A 3,712-nucleotide genomic window follows, 5' to 3' on the forward strand; every position below is an offset into this window, starting at 1 on the left:
CAGGGCTGCGGCGAGCCCGAGAAAGGCGAGGTAGTTACGGGGGTGTCGTTCGTAGCGGTGGTTGAGTCTGCGGTAGCCGGTCAGCCACGACATCGTCCGCTCGATCACCCACCTTCGGCGGCCGAGACGTTGGCTGGACTCGATGCCCTTGCGGGCGATCCGGACGCCGATGCGTTTGCCACGTAGCCATTTCCGCAGGTGAGGAACGTCGTAGGCCTTGTCGGCGTGCAGACGCTGAGGTTTGAAGTGGTGCCCGTTGTAGGGGTCGTGTCTCGTTTGGTGACCCGTGACCATGGGCTTCAGCGCGAGGCTGTCGTGGGTGTTTGCCGCGGAGACGCCGACGACGAGGGGCAGTCCGTTCGCCTCCGACAGGACGTGCATCTTGGAACCCGGCTTGCCCCGGTCCACGGGACTCGGACCTGTGAGTTCGCCCCCTTTTTCGCCCTCACGTGGGCGGAGTCGAGGACCGCTCGGGAGAGGTCAAGCAGGCCGGCGTCGTCGAGGCGGTGCAGGATCGCCTCGTGCAGCCGGCCCCACACACCTGCCCGGCACCAGATCGCGAACCGGCGGTGCGCGGTCGACTTCGATATCCCGAAGCACGGCGGCAACGCGCGCCAGGAACAGCCGCTCACCAGCACGTAGATGATCGCGGCAAACAGCGTCTCATCAGGCGTGTCCTGCGTTCCCCCGCCCTGCGGACGCGTCTTCGACGGTGGGATCAGCGGCTCGGCGATCTCCCGCAACCCGTCCGGAACAATCCAACTCCATGTACCCCGCCCCATGATGGGCTCAACGACCGCCTCACCACATAGGACACGGTCTTAGTTCTGGACCAGGCCGCGAGCCAGGCATCGTGCTGCTTGGTGCCAGGTCGCACGCCGCATCTTTGCAGGAAGGCCGCCATCTGCCGCTCCGTCACCGGGAGCGCCCTCCGGTTGACGATGCGGGAGATGCTGCTGAGCGCCAGCGTGTGATCTCCTCCGGCCCGCTGCACCATCTCCCGGTAGGGCGGAGACGCGGCGTTCCTATAGAGGGCGACCAGCCCGACAGCCAGCTCGTGCGGGGAGAAGAGCACGGTTCGTTGAACAGATCCTGGACCGGGTGATCCCCGGCTGGCGGACCGCCGAGTGGGAGGAACCGAGGAAGCAGCCCCTGTGGCGACACCGGGAAGCGGCCACCCGCGCCATAGCCCATCTGGAAGCCGAGGAAGAGCTGGTGGAGAACCTCGGCAGCGGTGCACCGCAACTCGACGCTGCGGCACTCCACCCCCGGGTCTGGGGCAGCGTCGCTGGTCTGTGGAGCAGCGGCCGCTTCCTTGAGCCGGTTGGAGCCGCCGCTCGGGCCATCAACGCCCAGGCCCAGGCGAAGCTCGGACGAAGGGATGCCTCTGAGGCGAAGCTCCTCTCCGACGCCTTCTCGACTAACGTCCCCACCGCTGGGCACCCACGGCTGCGACTGAGCCCTGACGACGGGGCGAGAGCTTCAAGAACCGCAACGAGGGCGGGCGGTTCGTCGCCCACGGGAGTGGTCGTGCAGCCGCGCGAAGTGCACCGGGGACGTGCTGAAGCCGTCGTCAGCCGGAGACGCTGGGCGCGCCCGACTCGATGTGGCCGGTGTAGCGGCGGGACCAGGTGCCGTCCGAGCCGGCCAGGACCGTGAAGTCGTACCAGCCGTTGGTGTACGCAACCGCGTTGAAGTAGTCCTCGCGGGAGGAGTTCGCCGGGACCGTGTAGGTCCACGGGCCGTCGGTGCGGTAGGCGTTGGAGCGGATCGTGAAGGTGACGGCCGCCGCGGACGTGTTGGTCATCTTGAAGTAGACGGCCGTCTTGCCCGTGCCCGGCTCGACCGCGAAGCGGGCCGCCGCTTCCAGGTCCTTGCCCGGCTTCGTGGCGTCGCCGAGGAAGCGGCGCAGGAAGCGGTTCGGGCCGTACATCGAGATGTCGTACTTGCCGGATCCGTAGCCGAGCCCGATGTTGAAGTAGTCGGTCGACGTCGCGCCCGGGTCCACCGTGTACTGCCAGGCCGCAGTGTCCCGGTACTGGTGGGGGTGGATCGAGAAGTGTGCCGCCTGCTTCGCCTCCGCACCCTGGTTGGTCATCGAGAACCAGGCCAGGATCTTTCCTGCGGCGCCGAACTCCAAGCGGTCCAGGTTGCCGTTGACCTGGTACGGAAGGGCCCGCGCCGGGCGGGTGCCGGACTCCTGCGCCGGGAGGGCGTTGTCCTGCGGCGCCGGGTTGGGCAGCGGGCCGCAGGTCGACTGGCCGATCACCTTCGCGGTGGACGGGAGGCCCGCGGGAACCCCGTAGACCGGGTGAGCGAAGTCGAAGACGCCGGTCAGGTCGCCGGTCACCTTGCGGCGCCACTCGCTGATGTTCGGACACGTGGCAGGGGTGCCGAGGGCGGCCGTCCACTTCTCCATGAACCGCAGGACCGAGGTGTGGTCGAAGACCTCGGAGCTCACCCAGCCTCCGCGGGTCCACGGGGACATCACGATCATCGGGACGCGGAAGCCGAGCCCGATCGGGGTGCCGTCGATGTACTCGCCTGGGGTGCCCGGCGGGGCGACCGGCGGCGCGACGTGGTCGAAGAAGCCGTCGTTCTCGTCGTAGTTGAGGAACAGGACGGTGGAGTCGAAGACCTCCGGGTTCGCGGCGAGCGCCCGGTAGACCAGGTCCACGAAGTGCGCACCGTCGCCGGGCGGGGCGTAGGGGTGCTCCGAGAAGGCCTCGTTCGCCACGACCCACGAGACCTGCGGGAGGGTTCCGGCGACGACGTCGGCTCGGATGGCAGCGGCGATGTCGTCCGGGGTGGAGCCGGTGATCTTCGGGACCGAGGCCATGCCCCGGTCCCACAGGGGGTCGCCGGGCTTGGCGTCGGTGAACTTCTTGAAGTAGGCGAGCCCGTTGTCCCCGTAGTTGTCCTGGGCGTTCTGGTAGACCTTCCAGGTCATGCCGGCCCGCTGCAGGGCCTCCGCGTACGTCTCCCAGGTCAGCCCGGACTCCTCGCCGCCGTCCTTGCTGCCCGCGTCGACCTTGCCGCTCCACAGGAAGGTGCGGTTCGGGCCGGTCGCGCTGAGCGTTGAGCAGAAGTAGGCGTCGCAGACCGTGTAGTTGTCGGCGAGCCCGTAGTGGAAGGGTATGTCGCCCCGCTCCAGATAGCCGAGTGAGTGGGTCTTGCCGACGGCGAAGACCCAGTTGTCCATCCGGCCCTTGTTCCAGGCGGCGTGCTGCGAGGTCCAGCTGTGCGGGAGGTCGCCGGTGCACTGGGCGAGGGTCTCGCTGTCGGCACCGCCGGCCGCCGGGGTGGCGGACAGCTTCCACGGGTACTGACGGCCGCCCCAGTTGGGCTGGTTGAAGGTGCCCCAGCCGCCCGGGATGTTGCCGGCGGCGCGGTCGCCGAAGCCGCGGACACCCTTCAGCTTGCCGAAGTAGTGGTCGAAGCTGCGGTTCTCCTGCATGAGGATCACCACGTGCTTCACATCGGTGATGGTGCCGGTCGCTGCGGCCGCGGCCGCCGTCGTCGGCAGGGCCGGGGGCAGGGCCGCTCCCGCCACCAGCCCGGCGCCGATTCCCACGAACCCTCTGCGGCTGATCGGTGTCACTGGCCCCTCGTCTCCCACTCAAGTGCCCCGCTGGCACATCGACGGCAAGAGTGACGGGAGGGGCGCCAAAGGTCTACAGCTGTCCGGTAAGGAGCCGGTGAATATCTGCGT

At 68.5% G+C, this 3,712-nt stretch carries 3 protein-coding genes; 1 reads left to right on the forward strand and 2 read right to left on the reverse strand.

What is annotated here, in order from left to right; translation table 11 throughout:
* Nucleotides 1–782 (reverse strand): IS5 family transposase gene (locus tag VIU94_RS32690; protein WP_331917055.1). Its coding sequence is split into 2 segments (ribosomal slippage), with 783 coding nucleotides annotated over them: nt 1–440 and nt 440–782; the frame shifts between segments, so codons are not numbered across the junction. This gene is flagged as partial in the annotation.
* A 433-nt stretch (nt 783–1,215) separates the two neighbouring features.
* Between VIU94_RS32690 and VIU94_RS44815 the strand changes: the two genes are divergently transcribed.
* Complete coding sequence (locus VIU94_RS44815; RefSeq protein WP_414721050.1) at nt 1,216–1,659, forward strand: TIGR02391 family protein; 444 nt, start codon at nt 1,216–1,218, stop codon at nt 1,657–1,659.
* Here VIU94_RS44815 and VIU94_RS32695 read toward each other — a convergent pair.
* A complete protein-coding gene (locus VIU94_RS32695) occupies nt 1,574–3,601 on the reverse strand; it encodes a phosphocholine-specific phospholipase C (RefSeq protein ID WP_331917057.1) in 2,028 nt (675 codons plus the stop codon). The genes VIU94_RS44815 and VIU94_RS32695 overlap by 86 nt on opposite strands.
* Nucleotides 3,602–3,712: the final 111 nt, after the last annotated feature.

Origin of the sequence: Streptomyces sp. (assembly GCF_036566765.1) — a bacterium.
Lineage (GTDB): Bacteria > Actinomycetota > Actinomycetes > Streptomycetales > Streptomycetaceae > Streptomyces.